The sequence below is a fragment of the Streptomyces pactum genome, from assembly GCF_016031615.1.
GTDB classification, from domain to species: domain Bacteria; phylum Actinomycetota; class Actinomycetes; order Streptomycetales; family Streptomycetaceae; genus Streptomyces; species Streptomyces pactus.
Window position 1 is genome coordinate 1345987 of record NZ_JACYXC010000001.1, and the last position, 16182, is coordinate 1362168.

Sequence of the window (16182 nt, forward strand, 5' to 3'; positions counted from 1 at the left end):
CGGCCCGTCCGGGCACGAGCCCGACCCCGGACCCGGCCCGGACGGGGACCCTGGACCGGAGCGGACGAGCACCCGGACCGGGCCGGAGCGAGCCGGACCGGGACTCCCGGCCGGGCCCGGCCCACACCGGGCCCAAGGGCCCTGGGGGCCGGTCAGCGGCGGCTGAAGACCGGCGTCCACGGATCGTCGCCGTCCGCGGCGCGAGGACCGGAGAGCGTGACCTCCGTGCCGTCCCGGTCATCGGTGTCGTCCGCGCCGACCGTGACCAGCAGCAGCCGACTGCGGTCCCGGCCGCGTCCCGCGCAGTCGTCCGGGGAGCAGCTCCAGACGATCATCCGCTGGTCGTCCGCCCAGGTCACCAGCGGCCGGGCGGGCCTGAGCCGCTTCTTCCCACCGGCCTCTTCGCCGGCGGCGGGGGGCTCGGTGACACGGCCGGTGACCGTGTAGGAGAGGCCGGCTGCCACGCCCTCCACCGGCTCCGCCTCGACGATGCGGCCGTCGGGCCGCATCGGTCCCCGGGGGAAGCCGGTGTACGGGTCCACCGGCGGGTCGGCGACCTCGGTGCCGTCCGGCTCGTAGTAGCGCCCGCTGCTGCCGTACGGCACCCGGACCAGGTCACCGCCATGGCTCCACTCGGCGTCCTCGCGGGGGGTGACGTCGTCGCGCTGCCGGCCGCCCGGGGCGGGCTCCCCGGCCGGCCCCCACTTCTCCCGGCCGCCGGTGGTGGCGTCGTCCTCGCCGCTCCCGGCGGGCACCGGGTGCCACTCCGCCCGGCCGGAGGCCACCTCCACGACCACGAACCCGGTCCGGCCGGCGGCCTGCCCGGACTCCGGCGCGTCGTGGCGGAAGCGGTCGGGGTCCTCGCCGTAGGCGGTGGCGAGCAGCCGGCTGCCGTCCGGGGACCACTGGACCGACGCCACGCCCCGGTCCGTGCCGATCCACCGCCGGACCTCACCGGTCGCGGTGTCGACCAGGCCGATCCGCCGGGCCGGCAGCGGCCCTTCCAGGACGGCGGCGGTCCTCAGCCCGGGGGCCACGTCGAGCCAGGCCCACCCGGTCTCGTCGTAGTGGCCGGTCCGGGGGTTCACCATCCGCCACCGGTGGACGGTCCGCTCGTCACCGTTGGCCTGCGGCACCCGGCTGGAGATGCGGTAGCCGGACATGGCGACCTTCCCCGCCGCGATCAGCTTCATCGGCGGCGCGTGGTCCGGGTCCGCGAGCACCCCTTCGCCGACGGTGCTGCCCGCCACCGGCGCGCCCTCGCCGGCGCGGTCGAGCACGGGCACGGCGACCGCGGCCGCCAGCACCGCGGTGGTGGCCGCGGCGACCCCCAGGGTGGTCCGGATCCGGCGGTGGCGCCGGCGGCGCAGCACCCGGTCGGCGAGGCCGGGCGAGGGGCGCAGCTCCTCCCCGGGCCACTCGCGGAGCGATTCGCGCACCAGTTCTTCGACATTCACGGGGCTACCTCCACGGGCCGCAGGTCAGAGGTGGGGCGGTCGGGTCCGGTGCGCAGTGCCTCCAGCTCGGGGGCGATGCCGCGCAGTTTGGCCAGCGACCGGTGGGTGGTGCTGCGCACGGTGCCCACCGAGCAGCCGAGCAGCCGGGCGACCTCGGTCTCCGGCAGGTCCTCGAAGTACCGCAGCACCAGCACGGTCCGCTGGCGCGGGGTCAGCCGGGACAGCGCCGCGCGCATCAGGACGCGCAGCTCCGTACCACCGGACGCGTCACCGGTGCCGCGCTCCGGCGGGGCCGCGACGGTGACCTCCCGCTGGCGCCAGCGCAGCCGCCACCGGCCGATCTGCTGGCGGTACAGCACCTGGCGGACGTACGGCTCGGGGTCCTCGATCCGGTGCCAGCGGGCGGCCACCTTGATCAGCGCGCTCTGCAACAGGTCCTCGGCGGCGTGCCGGTCACCGCCGCTGAGCAGGACGGCGAGTCTCAGCAGTTCCGGCGACCTCGCCTCCACGAACTCCCGGAACTCTTCCTCGGCTTCGGCATCCATCGTCACCTTCACTTCTCCTCGGACCTCTGCACTGCCCCCTCAGACGCTTGTGGGCCCGCGGCGCTATGCCTGTCCGCGGCGGGAGATCGCGGCCGGTTCCGTCCGGGGCGCCCGGTGCCCCGCCGTCCGGGTGGGCGCGCCCGGCGCACCGCACCGAGGCGCGCACCGAGACGCGAACGCGCCGGTGGACGACGCCCACCCGGACGACCGGCCCGCGGCGACCGGCGGCGGGCCGGTGGCCGCCATGCGAGGTCCCGGCACGCCAAGATTCCGGCACATTGAGGGGCCGGCGGCAGAACGGGCCCGGGGCACGCGCCGCCGTCCCCGCGACGGCCGGAGCACGCGGCGGCCCGGCAGCGGGACACGGGCGCGGAGCCCGGCCACGGAAACAGGCGAACATGAGACCGGTGCCCGGAGACCGGCGGACGTGCGGTCGGTGGCCGGCAGGCCGGTCTCTCCTCCGGCGGCCCGGCCCCGGCCTCCGGGCGCACACCGCAGCGCCCCCGCAGCCCGTCGCCCGCGAGGACGCCCGGCCTCCGGCCCCACACCGGCGGCGCCCCGCCTCCATCTCTCCGCCGGCGGTGGCCCGGCCCGCCGGCCGGGAACCACGGCCCCCGCACCCCGGTACACACGGCAGCGGCCCGCGCCGGTGACGGGCGCGGGCCGCTGACGGGGTGGGGAGGCGGCGGCTCAGTCGTTGCTGTGCAGCACCGCGTTGAGCCCGCCCCAGGAGCCGGTGCGCGGCAGCGCCTCGACGGTCCCGGTGGTGGAGTTGCGGCGGAACAGCAGGTTGTCCGCGCCGGACAGCTCCATCGCCTTGACGACCTGGCCGTCCGGGAGCGAGATGCGGGTGCCGGCGGTGACGTACAGCCCGGCCTCGACGATGCACTCGTCGCCCAGCGAGATGCCGATGCCGGCCTCGGCGCCGAGCAGGCAGCGCTCGCCGATGGAGATGGTCTGCTTGCCGCCGCCGGAGAGGGTGCCCATGATCGAGGCACCGCCGCCGATGTCGGAGCCGTCGCCGACCACCACACCGGCACTGATCCGCCCCTCGACCATGGAGGTGCCCAGCGTCCCGGCGTTGAAGTTGACGAAGCCCTCGTGCATGACGGTGGTGCCGGCGGCGAGGTGGGCGCCCAGCCGGACCCGGTCCGCGTCGCCGATGCGCACCCCGGCCGGGGTGACGTAGTCGGTCATCCGCGGGAACTTGTCCACGCTGGTGACGTTGAGCTGGAGGCCCTCGGCACGGGCGGCGAGCCGGACCCGCTCCACCTGGTCCACCGCGACCGGACCGAGGTTGGTCCAGGCGACGTTGGCGAGGAGGCCGAAGACGCCGTCGAGGTTCTGGCCGTGCGGGCGCACCAGGCGGTGCGAGAGGAGGTGCAGCCGCAGGTACACGTCGTGGGCGTCGAGCGGCTTGTCGTCCAGGGCGGCGATGACCGTGCGGACGGCCACCACCTCGACCCCGCGGCGGGGGTCGGCGCCCAGGGCGCGCGGCGCGGCCTCGCCCAGGAGTTCGGCGGCGCGCTCGGCGGAGAGCCGCTCGGTGCCGGCCGGGCCGGGCTCGGCGACCAGCTCGGGGGCGGGGAACCAGGTGTCCAGGACGGTGCCGTCGGCGGCGACGGTGGCGAGGCCGGCGGCGACGGCGCCGGTGGTGCGGGGGTTCGGGGTGGTTACTGCGTCGGTCATGAAACGAACGCTAACCGGACGGGGGCTTCGGAGGCGAACCGGTCTCGGTGACCGGGCACCGCACCGCCCGGCGCGCCCGGCGCACCGCCCGGCCGGCGGGTCCGGTGCCCGGAACGGGTGCGCCTGGCCGGGTGACCGGCGGCCGCCCGGCGTGGCGGCTGCCCGCCCGGTGCGTACCGGCGTGCGAGGCTCGATCGGCACATCGACCCGACCACCGGGCCATCGTGGTGCGCAGACGGAAGCGGAGGGATGTCATGTCCGGTACCACGGCACGCCCCGGCGCCGGCGGCCGGTCCGGGCGCCGGCGGGCGGTCGGCCGCGGGGTCGTGGTGCCGCTGCTGGCCGGGATGGTGCTGTCGCTGCCCGGCTGCTCACCCTCCGGCGGTTCGGCGCTGCCCGACGTGGAGAGCGGCGCCAAGCGGTCGGAGGTGGAGTTCTCCACCGACAGCGGTGAGCCGACCAAGGGCGAACCCGAGTTCCCGGAGGTGAAGGCGGGCGACAAGGCGGAGCTGGCGGCCAGGATCCGCAACGAGACGGAACAGGCGCAGAAGGTGAAGGACGCCGCCATGCGCGAGCGCTCCTCGACCGGGGGTGCGCCGGCCCGGGCGGCCCGGCAGGGCGAGATCAGCAAGCCGTACGACGGATGCTCCGGGAAGACGCTGGAGCCCGGCAAGTCCTGTCAGGTGCTGTTCCGCTTCGTCCCCAGCTCGGCGGGCAGCAGTACCGCGGAGCTGATGGTGGACTTCGACGGGTCGGCCCCGGACATCCGGGCCGAGGTCGGCGCGGTGGCGCTGCCGGGGGGCGGCGAGACCACCACCCCCCGTTCGCCGGGGGGCACCGCTCCGCCGCCCACCGGGCCGACCGGACCCACCGGCCCCACCGGACCGACCGGACCCACCGGCGGGGAAAGCGAGGGGCCGACCGGGCCCTCGACCGAGCCGCCCGTCCAACCACCGCCGGACACCCCGCCGCCGGTGGAGCCGTCCGCGCCGGACCCGGGGGTCACCGCCCCCGCCTCATGACCGCCTGCTCGACCTCCACCCGCATCGTCGGGTCGTCCCGCCGGATGGTCACCAGCCGTCCCACCGGCGGGGTCCGGGGCACCAGGTAGTAGCGGGTGCTCGACGTGGTCAGCACGGCGAACCGGTCGTACACGTAGCGGTAGGGCTGGTACTTCTCCAGCAGCCGCTCGGGGATGCCGAACACCGGCTTGTCGGCGTACACCCGCACGCTGGGCCGGTCGTCCAGGCCCTCTCTCAGCTCGCGCAGCGCCACCGCCCTGCCCTCCCGGTGCACGTACCAGGCCACCCCGGAGAACACGCACAGGGTGAGCATGGCCACCAGTACCGCGCCGACGAGGGTGCGCAGCCGCTCCCGGCCGCCGCCGGGGGCCGGCCCTGCGGCGGCGGCCCGCGACCCGCTGCGCCGGAGCGCCAGCCCGAAGAGGGCCGCCGCCGCCCCCAGCGCCCCGAGCAGCGGCGCAACGTACCAGCCGGGCCGGACGTAGACGGCGATGAAGGAGAACAGCAGCAGCACCGCGCCGGCCACCGCGGCCGCCCGGTAGATGCGCCGCCGTGTCCGGGACCCCTGGGTCCGGGCCAGCCGGCGGTCGAGCAGGGCGAAACCCATCAGCCCGACCAGTCCGGCCAGCAGCAGGATCCACAGCGGGAAGAAGGTGGCGTTGGGGCTGGCGAGCAGGAACTCCTCGGTGGACAGCCCCAGCTCGGTCACGGAGATCCCGAACACCGAGTAGTAGGCGTTCACCCGGGTGCGGCCCAGGTAGTACAGCATCGCGAAGATGACCGAGCCGGGCGCGACCACGATCGCGGCCTTCTCCAGAAAGGTCTTGTCCGGCGGCGGCCGGTCGCTGGGGCGCTCTTCCACGCCGGACCCAACGCCGTACCCCGGCGCTGGTTACGGATCACCGGCGATGTCGTACGCGGGACAGGCGAAACGGCGGCCCCGCCACCCCGAGAGGGAGTGGCGGGACAGGCGAAACGGCGGCCCCGCCACCCCGAGAGGGAGTGGCGGGACCGCCGTCGCGCCCGAGGTCTCCACGACCGACGGGGCGAACCGTTTCGTCAGCGCCCGGAGAGCCGGCGCGTCCCGTCCTCCGGGCTGCCCGGGGCCGGGGCCGCCGCCCGGTTCTCAGACGTTGAACCCGAGGGCGCGGAGCTGCTCCCGGCCCTCGTCGGTGATCTTGTCGGGGCCCCACGGGGGCATCCAGACCCAGTTGATCCGCAGCTCGTTGACGATGCCCTCGGTGGCCGACTTCGCCTGGTCCTCGATGACGTCGGTCAGCGGGCAGGCCGCGGAGGTCAGCGTCATGTCGATGGTGGCGATGTTGGCGTCGTCGATGTGAATGCCGTAGATCAGGCCCAGGTTGACCACGTCGATGCCCAGCTCGGGGTCGACGACGTCGTACAGCGCCTCCCGGACCTCGTCCTCCGTGGCGGGCGTGGTGCCCACGGCGGCGGTCGCCGGCGTCTCCGCGGCGGTGGTGGTGTCGGTGCTGTCGGTCATCCGGTCTTCCTCGCAGCGGTCTCGTCCAGGGCCTGGGCGGTGGCGTCCTTCCAGGCCATCCAGCTCAGCAGCGCGCACTTCACGCGCGCCGGATACTTGGAGACACCGGCGAACGCCACCGCGTCCTCCAGCACCTCTTCCATCGCGTCGTCCGGCTCGATCTTGCCCTTGGACTGCATGAGCTCCAGGAAGGTCTCCTGGATGCGGCGGGCGTCGGCCAGCTCCTTGCCGACCAGCAGCTCGTTGAGGACCGAGGCGCTGGCCTGGCTGATGGAGCAGCCGTTGCCCTCGTAGCTCACATCGGCGATGGTCTCACCGGCGAGCCGGACCCGCAGGGTGATCTCGTCGCCGCACGTCGGATTGACGTGGTGGACCTCGGCGTCACCCTCGCGCAGCCCGCGGCCGTGCGGGTGCTTGTAGTGGTCCAGGATGACGTCCTGGTACATGGAATCCAGCTTCACGAGGCAGCCCCTACCGGAAGAAGTTGCGAACGTGCTCCAGCCCGGCGACCAGGGCATCGACCTCGGCCGGCGTGGAGTACAGATAGAAAGACGCTCGCGTGGTGGCGGGAATTCCGTACCGCAGGCAGACCGGCCGGGCGCAGTGGTGGCCGACCCGCACCGCGATGCCCAGTTCGTCCAGGACCTGGCCGACGTCGTGCGGATGGATGTCGCCCAGGGTGAAGGAGACCGCGGCGCCCCGGTCCTCGGCCGTGGCGGGGCCGATGATCCGCAGGTCCGGGACCTCCCGCAGCCGCTCCAGCGCGTAGGCGGTTATCGCGTGCTCGTGCTCGGCGATCCGGTCCATGCCGATCGAGGTGAGGTAGTCCACCGCCGCGCCCAGGCCCACGGCCTGCGCGATCGGCGGGGTACCGGCCTCGAACTTGTGCGGGGCGGGCGCGTAGGTGGAGGAGTGCATCGAGACGGTCTCGATCATCTCGCCGCCGCCGAGGAACGGCGGCAGGTCCTCCAGCAGCTCCTGCCGCCCCCACAGCACGCCGATGCCGTCCGGGCCGCACATCTTGTGGCCGGTGAACGCCACGAAGTCGGCCTGGAGGGACTGGACGTCCAGCGGCATGTGCGGGGCCGCCTGCGAGGCGTCCACCACCACCAGGGCGCCGACCTCCTGGGCGCGGCGCACGATCGCCTCGACCGGGTTGAAGGTGCCCAGGATGTTGGAGACCAGCACGAAGGAGACGACCTTGGTCTTCTCCGTGATGACCTGCTCGATGTTCGACAGGTCCAGCCGGCCGTCGTCGGTGAGACCGAACCACTTCAGCGTCGCGCCGGTGCGCTGCGACAGCAGCTGCCAGGGCACGATGTTGGAGTGGTGCTCCATCTCGGTGATGACGATCTCGGTGTCACCGTCCACCCGGTAGGGCTCGTCGGCCCAGCCGAGCATGTTGGCCACGAGGTTCAGCGACTCCGAGGCGTTCTTGGTAAAGATCACCTCGTCGCGGCTGGGAGCGTTGACGAAGGCGGCGATCTTGTCGCGGGCTCCCTCGTACAGCGCCGTGGCCTCCTCGGCGAGCACGTGCACGCCGCGGTGAACGTTGGCGTTGTGCCGCTCGTAGTGCTCGTTCAGCACATCGAGCACCTGGCGCGGCTTCTGCGAGGTCGCCGCGTTGTCCAGGTACACGAGCTTCTTCCCGTCGTGGATCACGCGGTCCAGGATCGGGAAATCCTTGCGAATCGCCTCGGTGTCGAGGAGGCCCGGCAGCTGGGTCATACGGTCGCGCCGCCCTTCACATACGCCTCGTAGCCCTCGGCCTCCAGCTTGTCCGCCAGCTCCGGTCCGCCGGACTCGGCGATCCGGCCGCCCGCGAACACGTGGACGTGGTCGGGCTTGATGTACCGCAGGATGCGCGTGTAGTGGGTGATCAGCAGGGTGCCGACCTCACCGGTCTCGCGGACGCGGTTGACGCCCTCGGAGACGATGCGCAGCGCGTCCACGTCCAGGCCGGAGTCGGTCTCGTCGAGGATCGCGATCTTCGGCTTCAGCAGCTCCAGCTGGAGGATCTCGTGGCGCTTCTTCTCACCGCCGGAGAAGCCCTCGTTGACGTTCCGCTCGGCGAAGGAGGGGTCCATGTGGAGGCGCTCCATGGCCTCCTTGACCTCCTTCACCCAGGTGCGCAGCTTGGGCGCCTCGCCGCGGATCGCGGTGGCGGAGGTGCGCAGGAAGTTGGAGACGGAGACGCCGGGCACCTCGACGGGGTACTGCATGGCGAGGAAGACGCCGGCCCGGGCGCGTTCGTCCACGGACATCTCCAGGACGTCCTCGCCGTCCAGGGTCACGGTGCCGCCGGTGACGGTGTACTTGGGGTGACCGGCGAGGGAGTACGCCAACGTGGACTTGCCGGAGCCGTTCGGGCCCATGATGGCGTGGGTCTCGCCCTGCTTCACGGTCAAATCGACGCCGCGCAGGATCTCGCGGGGTCCGTTCTCGGCCTCGACGGAGACGTGCAGGTCGTGGATCTCAAGCGTTGCCATGGGTGCCTCAGGACTCCTGGGTGACGGAGACGAGCACAGAAGCGTCTGGGCCGTCTCCTTCGATCTTTACGGGGTATACGGGGACGGGGCGCGTCGCGGGCAGGCCGGAGGGCTTGCCGGTGCGCAGGTCGAAGCTGGAGCCGTGCAGCCAGCACTCGATGGAGCAGTCCTCCACCTCGCCCTCGGAGAGGGAGACGTTCGCGTGCGAGCAGATGTCGTTGATCGCGAACACCTCGCCCTCGGTGAGGACGAGCGACACCGGGGTGCCGTCGAGCTCCACCCGCTTGGGGGTGTCCTCCTCCAGCTCGCTCAGCGCGCAGGCGCGGACGAAGGCTGCGGTCATGCTACGGACGCCTCCAGCTCTGCCTCGATCTTGGCGAGCAGCCGCTCCTCGACGTCCGGCAGTCCGATCTGCTGGACCAGCTCGGCGAAGAAGCCGCGGACCACCAGGCGGCGGGCCTCCTCGGCCGGGATGCCGCGCGCCATCAGGTAGAACAGCTGCTCGTCCTCGAACCGGCCGGTCGCCGAGGCGTGGCCGGCGCCGACGATCTCACCGGTCTCGATCTCCAGGTTGGGGACCGAGTCGACGCGGGCGCCGTCGGTGAGGACCAGGTTGCGGTTGAGCTCGTAGGTCTCGGTGCCCTCGGCGGCGGCCCGGATGAGGACGTCGCCGATCCACACCGCGTGCGCGTCCTGCCCCTGCAGCGCGCCCTTGTAGGCGACGTTGCTGCGGCAGTGCGGGGTGTCGTGGTCGATGAAGAGACGGTGTTCCTGGTGCTGGCCGTTGTCGGTGAAGTACAGGCCGTACAGCTCGGCCTCGCCGCCGGGGGCCCCGTAGACGACCCGCGGGTGGAGGCGGACCAGGTCGCCGCCGAAGGTGACGACCACCGACTTGAAGGAGGCGTCGCGGCCGACCAGCGCGGTGTGCTGGGCGGCGTGGACGGCGGTGTCGGCCCAGTCCTGGACCGAGACCACGGTGAGCTTGGCGCCGTCGCCGACCACGAACTCGACGTTGGCGGCGAGGGTGGCGTCCCCGGTGTGGTCGATGACCACCACGGCCTCGGCGAACGCGCCGATCTCCACCAGCTGGTGGGCGAAGGCGGTGCCGCCCTCGCCGTGCACCGCGATCCGCACCGGCTCGGTGAGGACGGCGTCCTTGGCCACGGTGACCACGGACGCCTTCTCGAAGGAGCTGTACGCCTGGGCGGCGACCCGGTCCACCGGCTTCCCGGCCCTGCCCAGGCGCGCGTCGTCACGGCCGACGGTCTCCACGGTGACGCCCTCGGGGGCCGTCACCTCGACCTTGACGCCGCCGTCGGCGACGGCGGTGCCGTCGTGCAGGCCGCGCAGGCGCTCCAGCGGAGTGAAGCGCCACTCCTCCTCGCGACCGTGCGGCACCGGGAAGTCCGCCACGTCGTACGAGGCGGGGGCGGTGACCCGCGCGTCGGTGGGCTGGGCGCCCACCTGGATCGCACCGTCGGTGGTGCTGCCGGCCGGAATGGTTTCAGCCATGGCTGTCGTACTGCTCTCTCTCTGCCTCGTGTTGCGTTCGCGTCGGTCGCCCCGGACCGCGGGGCGGGGGAAGGGGCGGCGTCAGCCGACCGCGCCTTCCATCTGCAGCTCGATCAGCCGGTTGAGCTCCAGCGCGTACTCCATGGGCAGCTCGCGCGCGATCGGCTCCACGAAGCCGCGCACGATCATCGCCATGGCCTCGTCCTCGGAGAGTCCGCGGCTCATCAGGTAGAAGAGCTGGTCGTCGCTGACCTTGGAGACCGTCGCCTCGTGGCCCATCGACACGTCGTCCTCGCGGACGTCCACGTACGGGTAGGTGTCGGAGCGGGAGATGGTGTCCACCAGCAGGGCGTCGCACAGCACGTTGGACTTGGAGCCCTCGGCGCCCTCCCCGATCTCGATCAGACCGCGGTACGAGGTGCGGCCGCCGCCCCGCGCCACCGACTTGGAGATGATGTTGGAGGAGGTGCGGGGCGCCATGTGCACCATCTTGGCGCCGGCGTCCTGGTGCTGACCCTCGCCCGCGAAGGCGATGGACAGGGTCTCGCCCTTGGCGTGCTCGCCCATCAGATAGACGGCCGGGTACTTCATGGTGACCTTGGACCCGATGTTGCCGTCCACCCACTCCATGGTCGCGCCCTCGTACGCCACGGCACGCTTGGTGACCAGGTTGTAGACGTTGTTCGACCAGTTCTGGATGGTCGTGTAGCGGCAGCGGCCGCCCTTCTTCACGATGATCTCGACCACCGCGGAGTGCAGCGAGTCCGACTTGTAGATCGGCGCGGTGCAGCCCTCGACGTAGTGGACGTAGGCGTCCTCGTCCACGATGATCAGCGTCCGCTCGAACTGGCCCATGTTCTCGGTGTTGATCCGGAAGTAGGCCTGGAGCGGGATCTCCACGTGCACGCCCTTCGGCACGTAGATGAAGGAGCCGCCGGACCACACGGCGGTGTTCAGCGCGGCGAACTTGTTGTCGCCCGCCGGGATCACCGTGCCGAAGTACTCCTGGAACAGCTCCGGGTGCTCCTTGAGCGCGGTGTCGGTGTCCAGGAAGATGACGCCCTGCTCCTCCAGGTCCTCGCGGATCTGGTGGTAGACGACCTCGGACTCGTACTGCGCGGCGACACCGGCGACCAGCCGCTGCTTCTCCGCCTCCGGGATGCCCAGCTTGTCGTAGGTGTTCTTGATGTCCTCGGGCAGATCGTCCCAGGAGGCCGCCTGCTGCTCGGTCGAGCGGACGAAGTACTTGATGTTGTCGAAGTCGATCCCGGACAGGTCGGAGCCCCAGGTGGGCATCGGCTTCTTGTCGAAGAGCTTGAGGCCCTTCAGGCGCAGCTTCAGCATCCACTCCGGCTCGGACTTCTTGGCCGAGATGTCGCGGACGACCTCCTCCGAGAGGCCGCGCCGCGCCGAAGCGCCGGCGACGTCGGAGTCGGCCCAGCCGTACTCGTAGTTGCCCAGACCCTCAAGCTCAGGGTGAGCGGTCTCCGTGGGGAGAGTCATTCGGGGTTCCTCCCGGCCGTGCTGGTAGATGGTGCTGTGGTGGTCTGACGGGTGCTGCCCGGCTGTGCCCCGCCGCGCGGAATGAACGTGGTGCACACACCGTCGCCGTGGGCGATGGTCGCGAGGCGCTGCACATGGGTCCCGAGCAGGCGGGAGAAGACCTCGGTCTCCGCCTCGCACAGCTGCGGGTACCGCTCGGCGACGTGGGCGACCGGGCAGTGGTGCTGGCAGAGCTGCTCACCGTGGGACGAGTTGGGCGCGCTGCGCGCCGTGGCAGCGTACCCGTCCGCGGTGAGTGCCCTGGCCAGCGCCTCGGCGCGCTTCTCGGGGCCGGCGGCCTCGATCGCCCGGCGGTAGCCCTCCGCCTGGGCGGCGAGCCGGGCCCGGGCGAACTCCGCCACCGCGGCCTCGCCCCGCGCCCCGCCGCCCGCGCTCCGCGCGATCCAGCCGAGCGCATCCACCGCCAGCTGGTCGTACGCCTGCTCGAAGGCGTCCCGCCCGCAGTCGGTGAGCGCGAAGACCTTGGCCGGCCGGCCGCGGCTGCGGGCCCCGTAGACCCGCTTCTCCCGCGGCTCCACCACCCCCTCCGCCACCAGGGCGTCCAGGTGGCGGCGGACCGCCGCCTGGGTGAGCTCCAGCCGGAGCGCCAGCTCGGCGGCGGTGGAGGGGCCGTGGTCGAGAATGGAGCGGGCCACCCGGTTCCGGGTGCCCTGCTGTTCATCGTGCGTGGACGCGGCGGCGGCGGGGCCGCCCGGCGCGGACGCGCGGGGCCCCGCGACCGGCCTGGCCGCGCGTCCCTTCCGGTCCTCGCTCGCGTATTTCACAACGCCATTGTTGCGTAATTCTCGGGAACCGCACAAGCGCCCGTTCGGGCCACCACGGTGGATTGCGTCACTTAGGGAAACCTAACCTGACCTGCGGAAACGATCACCCCGCCGCGACCGCGCGACCTGCCGCCGCACCACGGCCCGCCGCTTCGTAGACTGCCCGGCATGCGAGAAGAGCCCTCCCCCGGCCGCGACCGGGAGGCGCCCGCCGTCGAGGTGACCGGCCTGGTCAAACGGTACGGGAGCAAGACCGCGGTGGACGGGCTGGACCTGTCCGTCGCCCCCCGCACCGTCACCGCCGTCCTCGGCCCCAACGGAGCGGGCAAGACCACCACCGTGGAGATCTGCGAGGGCTACCGGCGACCCGACGCGGGCACCGTCCGCGTGCTGGGCCTGGACCCGGTCGCCCGGGCGGCCGAGCTGCGCCCGCGGATCGGGGTGATGCTCCAGTCCGGGGGCGTGTACTCCGGCGCCCGCGCCGAGGAGATGCTCCGGCACATCGCCGGGCTGCACGCCCATCCGCTGGACGTGGACATGCTCATGGACCGGCTCGGGCTGGGCTCCTGCGGGCGCACCTCCTACCGGCGGCTCTCCGGCGGGCAGCAGCAGCGGCTGGCCCTGGCGATGGCCGTCGTCGGCCGCCCGGAGCTGGTCTTCCTCGACGAGCCCACCGCCGGCCTGGACCCCCAGGCCCGCCGCGCCACCTGGGACCTCGTATGCGACCTGCGCGCGGACGGGGTGACGGTGCTGCTCACCACCCACCACATGGACGAGGCCGAGCAGCTCGCCGACGACATCGCGATCATCGACGCCGGGAAGGTCATCGCCCGGGGCAGCCCCGAGGTGCTGTGCCGGGGCGGCGCCGAGAACACCCTGCGCTTCACCGGCCGCCCGGCCCTGGACCTGACCTCCCTGCTCAAGGCGCTGCCGGCCGGCACCACCGCCGTCGAGCTGACCCCGGGCAGCTACCGCATCACCGGCGGGATCGACCCGCAGCTGCTGGCCACGGTCACCTCCTGGTGCGCGCAGCACGGCGTCATGCCGGACCGGATCTCCGTCGAGCGGCACACCCTGGAGGACGTCTTCCTGGAGCTGACGGGCAAGGAGCTGCGATCGTGACCGGATATCCGTCCCCCGCCGCCCGTCCGGGTCCCGGCGGGAACCGTCCCGCGGCGGGGATCCGCCGGGGGCCGACCGCCGAGGAGACCCGCGGATGAGCGCCACCGGAACCTTCACCCCCCGGCCCGGCGCCGCCCCGCTGGGCCGGATGATCCGGGCCCAGGCCGCGCTGGAGACCCGGATGCTGCTGCGCAACGGGGAGCAGCTGCTGCTGACCGCGGTCATCCCGGCCCTGATCCTGGTGCTCTTCGGCACCGTGGACATCGTGGACGTGGTGGACACCGGCGGCGGCGAGCCGGTGGACTTCCTGGCCCCCGGGGTGCTGGCGCTGGCGGTGCTGTCCACCGCCTTCACCGGCCAGGCCATCGCCACCGGCTTCGAACGGCGGTACGGGGTGCTCAAGCGGCTGGGTTCCTCGCCCCTGCCGCGCTGGGCGCTGATGACCGCGAAGACCTGTTCGGTGCTGATCACCGAGACGCTCCAGGTGGGGCTGCTGGTGGGCATCGCCTTCGCGCTCGGCTGGTCGCCGCACGGCAATCCGCTCGCGGTCCTCGCGCTGCTGCTGACGGGCACCGCGGCCTTCTCCGGACTCGGTCTGCTGATGGCCGGCACCCTGAAGGCGGAGGCGACCCTGGCGGCGGCCAATCTGGTCTTCATCCTGCTGCTGGTGGGCGGCGGGGTGATGGTGCCGCTGGAGAAGTTCCCGGACGCCGCGCAGGCGGTGCTCGGGCTGCTGCCGATCACCGCCCTCTCCGACGGCCTGCGGGACGTGCTCCGGGACGGGGCCGCGATGCCCTGGGCCGACCTGGGCATCCTGGCCGGGTGGGCGGTGCTGGGGCTCGGCGCGGCGGCCCGGTTCTTCCGCTGGGAGTAACCCCGCTCCCACCGGTGGCGCCCGTGGGCCGTGCCCGGGCGTGCAGGCCGGGGGCTTGCAGGCCGCGGGCGCGCCCCGCACGCCCCCGGCGAGGGGCGCCCCGGCGCCCGGGGCGCCCCCGTACGAACCGGGCGCCGCCCCCGTACGGGTCAGCGTGGCCCCCGTACGGTCCACGGGTGCGCGGCCCCCTCCGGGGCACCCCTACGGGCGCGGTACGCGGCCCCGCCCGGGCGGGACACCCGTACCGCGGAGCGGCCGGCCCGGCCCCCGTCCGCCCGAGGAGCCGCCCGGCTCCCGATGGCGCCGGAGGTGTCGCCCACCCCTCGTGAAAAGCTGCACAAGCACCCGCCTACCATGAGTGGCGTGCCGAAATCGCTGAACCTCTTCGAGCTGCTCGCCAGCCGCTGGCATCCCTCCGCGCGCTTCGTCCGCCGGGCCGCCCTGGCCGCCGTGGTGATGGCCGTGGTCATCGTGGTGACCGGCGGCGCCGTACGGCTCACCCAGTCCGGGCTGGGCTGCCCCACCTGGCCGACGTGCACCGAGGAGAGCCTGACGCCGACCCACGCGATGGGCATCAACGGCGTCATCGAGTTCGGCAACCGGCTGCTGACCTACGTGCTGTGCGCGGTGGTCGGCCTGGTGATCCTCGCCGCCCGCTGCCACAAGCCCTGGCGCCACTCGCTCACCCGGCTGGGCTGGGTGCAGTTCTGGATCGTGATGGGCAACGCGGTGGTCGGCGGCATCACGGTGCTCACCGGCCTCAACCCGTACATCGTCAGCTCGCACTTCCTGCTCTCCACCGCACTGCTCACGGTGGCCGTGATCACCTGGCAGCGCACCCGGGAGAGTGACGCCGCGCCCCGCGACCTGGTGAGCCGGCCGGTGCGCCAGCTGACGTCGCTGCTGGTGCTCGCGACCGCGGCGCTGATCGTGATCGGCACCGTGGTCACCGGGGCCGGGCCGCACGCCGGCGACGCGGAGAAGGTGCACCGCATCCCGCTGGACTGGCAGGAGATCACCCAGCTGCACGTGGACTTCGTCTACATCGTGGTGGGGCTCACCGTCGCGCTGTGGTTCACCCTGCGCGCGGTCGGCGCCGCCGCCGCACCGCGCCGCACCGTGGTGGAGCTGTTCGTGGTGCTGCTCGCCCAGGGCGTGATCGGCTATGTGCAGTACTTCACCCACCTGCCCGAGGTGGTCGTCGGCGCCCACATGTTCGGCTCGTGCCTGGTGTGGATCGCGGTGCTGCGGGTCTTCCTGGCCCAGCGCGAGCGGGCGGGGACGGACCCCGGGGCCACCGGCGGCACCGCCCGGGACCTCACCGGGGAGACGGCGGACGCCGCACCGGCCGAGCCCGCCGGAGCCGACCGGGCGCTCGCCGGACGGTAGCCGGCCTGCCGCGCGACGCGCGGAAGCGTCCCGCGGGACACGTCGAAGGAGGTGCCCCCGGCCGCGATGGCCGGGGGCACCCCCTCTTTTTCTCCGTTCGGTTCGCGGTGCGCCCCACGGTCGGGACGGGCACCTTGCGCGGGCAGCCCGGGGCTCACAGGCGGTCGGGCGCGCGGACGGCCGAGCTCCCGACCCGCAGGGCCGCTGCCGTACCACCGGGCGGCTCCGCGTCCCGGCGGCACGCGGCCGGCTCCC

16 protein-coding genes are annotated in these 16182 nt (G+C 73.1%); 4 read left to right on the forward strand and 12 right to left on the reverse strand.

Translation table 11 applies throughout. The features are described from left to right. Nucleotides 1-152: 152 nt before the first annotated feature. From IHE55_RS05380 to dapD, 3 genes are all read right to left on the reverse strand, one after another. The gene (locus tag IHE55_RS05380; protein ID WP_197987977.1) at nucleotides 153-1457 is read right to left on the reverse strand and encodes a hypothetical protein; all 1305 of its coding nucleotides are present in this window, start codon (nucleotides 1455-1457) and stop codon (nucleotides 153-155) included. Continuing rightward, nucleotides 1454-2002 carry a SigE family RNA polymerase sigma factor gene (locus IHE55_RS05385; protein WP_197991799.1) on the reverse strand — a complete coding sequence of 183 codons (549 nt, stop codon included), beginning with the start codon at nucleotides 2000-2002 and terminating at the stop codon, nucleotides 1454-1456. The genes IHE55_RS05380 and IHE55_RS05385 overlap by 4 nt, the downstream gene beginning before the upstream one ends. 690 nt (nucleotides 2003-2692) lie before the next feature. Further along, nucleotides 2693-3691: a 2,3,4,5-tetrahydropyridine-2,6-dicarboxylate N-succinyltransferase gene (gene dapD, locus IHE55_RS05390; protein ID WP_197987978.1), complete on the reverse strand. Its 999-nt coding sequence runs from the start codon at nucleotides 3689-3691 to the stop codon at nucleotides 2693-2695. Between the two features lie 254 nt (nucleotides 3692-3945). Between dapD and IHE55_RS05395 the strand changes: the two genes are divergently transcribed. Then, nucleotides 3946-4713 (forward strand): hypothetical protein, encoded by a 768-nt coding sequence (locus IHE55_RS05395; RefSeq protein WP_197987979.1) that lies wholly within the window; start codon nucleotides 3946-3948, stop codon nucleotides 4711-4713. Here the strand turns inward: IHE55_RS05395 and IHE55_RS05400 are convergent. From IHE55_RS05400 to IHE55_RS05440, 9 genes are all read right to left on the reverse strand, one after another. Continuing rightward, nucleotides 4694-5575, reverse strand: a complete 882-nt coding sequence (locus IHE55_RS05400; protein ID WP_197987980.1) for a hypothetical protein — start codon at nucleotides 5573-5575, stop codon at nucleotides 4694-4696. The genes IHE55_RS05395 and IHE55_RS05400 overlap by 20 nt on opposite strands. A 264-nt stretch (nucleotides 5576-5839) precedes the next feature. Beyond that, nucleotides 5840-6214, reverse strand: a complete 375-nt coding sequence (locus tag IHE55_RS05405; protein ID WP_232265457.1) for a metal-sulfur cluster assembly factor — start codon at nucleotides 6212-6214, stop codon at nucleotides 5840-5842. Beyond that, a complete protein-coding gene (sufU, locus tag IHE55_RS05410) occupies nucleotides 6211-6675 on the reverse strand; it encodes a Fe-S cluster assembly sulfur transfer protein SufU (RefSeq protein WP_197987981.1) in 465 nt (154 codons plus the stop codon). Before sufU ends, IHE55_RS05405 begins: the two co-directional genes overlap by 4 nt. 10 nt (nucleotides 6676-6685) lie before the next feature. Continuing rightward, nucleotides 6686-7942: a cysteine desulfurase gene (locus tag IHE55_RS05415; RefSeq protein ID WP_197987982.1), complete on the reverse strand. Its 1257-nt coding sequence runs from the start codon at nucleotides 7940-7942 to the stop codon at nucleotides 6686-6688. After that, entirely contained in the window at nucleotides 7939-8703 is a 765-nt protein-coding gene (gene sufC / locus IHE55_RS05420; protein WP_197987983.1) for a Fe-S cluster assembly ATPase SufC, read from the reverse strand. Before sufC ends, IHE55_RS05415 begins: the two co-directional genes overlap by 4 nt. Before the next feature lie 7 nt (nucleotides 8704-8710). Further along, nucleotides 8711-9046 carry a non-heme iron oxygenase ferredoxin subunit gene (locus tag IHE55_RS05425; RefSeq protein ID WP_197987984.1) on the reverse strand — a complete coding sequence of 112 codons (336 nt, stop codon included), beginning with the start codon at nucleotides 9044-9046 and terminating at the stop codon, nucleotides 8711-8713. Continuing rightward, a complete protein-coding gene (sufD, locus tag IHE55_RS05430; RefSeq protein ID WP_197987985.1) occupies nucleotides 9043-10215 on the reverse strand; it encodes a Fe-S cluster assembly protein SufD in 1173 nt (390 codons plus the stop codon). The genes IHE55_RS05425 and sufD overlap by 4 nt, the downstream gene beginning before the upstream one ends. An 81-nt stretch (nucleotides 10216-10296) precedes the next feature. Beyond that, on the reverse strand, nucleotides 10297-11718 hold the full coding sequence (gene sufB, locus IHE55_RS05435; RefSeq protein WP_197987986.1) for a Fe-S cluster assembly protein SufB: 1422 nt from the start codon (nucleotides 11716-11718) through the stop codon (nucleotides 10297-10299). Continuing rightward, on the reverse strand, nucleotides 11715-12542 hold the full coding sequence (locus IHE55_RS05440; RefSeq protein WP_197987987.1) for a helix-turn-helix transcriptional regulator: 828 nt from the start codon (nucleotides 12540-12542) through the stop codon (nucleotides 11715-11717). Before IHE55_RS05440 ends, sufB begins: the two co-directional genes overlap by 4 nt. A gap of 168 nt (nucleotides 12543-12710) precedes the next feature. Between IHE55_RS05440 and IHE55_RS05445 the strand changes: the two genes are divergently transcribed. The 3 genes from IHE55_RS05445 to IHE55_RS05455 all read left to right on the forward strand — a co-directional run bounded on the left by IHE55_RS05445 (nucleotide 12711) and on the right by IHE55_RS05455 (nucleotide 15927). Continuing rightward, the gene (locus IHE55_RS05445) at nucleotides 12711-13664 is read left to right on the forward strand and encodes an ABC transporter ATP-binding protein (RefSeq protein ID WP_197987988.1); all 954 of its coding nucleotides are present in this window, start codon (nucleotides 12711-12713) and stop codon (nucleotides 13662-13664) included. 94 nt (nucleotides 13665-13758) lie between these two features. Continuing rightward, entirely contained in the window at nucleotides 13759-14538 is a 780-nt protein-coding gene (locus IHE55_RS05450) for an ABC transporter permease (protein WP_197987989.1), read from the forward strand. A 363-nt stretch (nucleotides 14539-14901) separates the two neighbouring features. After that, a complete protein-coding gene (locus IHE55_RS05455) occupies nucleotides 14902-15927 on the forward strand; it encodes a COX15/CtaA family protein (protein ID WP_197987990.1) in 1026 nt (341 codons plus the stop codon). The last annotated feature ends 255 nt before the right edge of the window (nucleotides 15928-16182 follow it).

Bases quoted from the DNA above. Each gene is read 5' to 3' on its own strand.
- IHE55_RS05385 (WP_197991799.1), bottom strand. From the start codon at position 2,002: ATGGATGCCGAAGCCGAGGAAGAGTTCCGGGAGTTCGTGGAGGCGAGG.
- dapD (WP_197987978.1), bottom strand. From the start codon at position 3,691: ATGACCGACGCAGTAACCACCCCGAACCCCCGCACCACCGGCGCCGTC.
- IHE55_RS05395 (WP_197987979.1), top strand. From the start codon at position 3,946: ATGTCCGGTACCACGGCACGCCCCGGCGCCGGCGGCCGGTCCGGGCGC.
- IHE55_RS05405 (WP_232265457.1), bottom strand. From the start codon at position 6,214: ATGACCGACAGCACCGACACCACCACCGCCGCGGAGACGCCGGCGACC.
- IHE55_RS05415 (WP_197987982.1), bottom strand. From the start codon at position 7,942: ATGACCCAGCTGCCGGGCCTCCTCGACACCGAGGCGATTCGCAAGGAT.
- sufC (WP_197987983.1), bottom strand. From the start codon at position 8,703: ATGGCAACGCTTGAGATCCACGACCTGCACGTCTCCGTCGAGGCCGAG.
- IHE55_RS05425 (WP_197987984.1), bottom strand. From the start codon at position 9,046: ATGACCGCAGCCTTCGTCCGCGCCTGCGCGCTGAGCGAGCTGGAGGAG.
- sufD (WP_197987985.1), bottom strand. From the start codon at position 10,215: ATGGCTGAAACCATTCCGGCCGGCAGCACCACCGACGGTGCGATCCAG.
- sufB (WP_197987986.1), bottom strand. From the start codon at position 11,718: ATGACTCTCCCCACGGAGACCGCTCACCCTGAGCTTGAGGGTCTGGGC.
- IHE55_RS05445 (WP_197987988.1), top strand. From the start codon at position 12,711: ATGCGAGAAGAGCCCTCCCCCGGCCGCGACCGGGAGGCGCCCGCCGTC.
- IHE55_RS05450 (WP_197987989.1), top strand. From the start codon at position 13,759: ATGAGCGCCACCGGAACCTTCACCCCCCGGCCCGGCGCCGCCCCGCTG.